Raw genomic sequence first — 331 nt, forward strand, 5'->3', positions numbered from 1 at the left:
GTCGATCAGTCGTCGCTTTAGGCAGGTTCTGAGCGGTCCATGTCAATGTCAGAGGAGGCGCTCTCTGCAGTGTCCTTTGGCAGAGCCCTGAACACAGTTTCGCCGTTGATTCTGAGCATGGAGATGTAGAGCAGCCGGCCTTTAAGACTTGCACCTGGCTGACCTTTCTTCTCCCCTTTTTGATACGTAAACGGTGATATCCAAATATCACCTATCGTGAAACCCACGAGGACCTTATCGTCCGAGTTGATTTCTTCCCTGCAGTGACGAATCAGCGTATCTGCTTCAGCGCCAGTGACCCGGCAATCGATATAGGTGTATTGAACGTCAT

The 331-nt window shown here is 50.8% G+C and carries 1 protein-coding gene; it reads right to left on the reverse strand.

Going from position 1 to position 331, the window contains the following annotated elements; genetic code table 11:
* Nucleotides 1–17: 17 nt before the first annotated feature.
* Nucleotides 18–331, reverse strand: a 314-nt coding sequence (locus tag SB717_RS34490; RefSeq protein WP_410907350.1) for a DUF3577 domain-containing protein, incomplete at its 5' end; no start/stop codon positions are given.

The organism is Priestia sp. SIMBA_032 (genome assembly GCF_046535215.1).
Classification (GTDB): Bacteria; Bacillota; Bacilli; order Bacillales; family Bacillaceae_H; genus Priestia; species Priestia aryabhattai.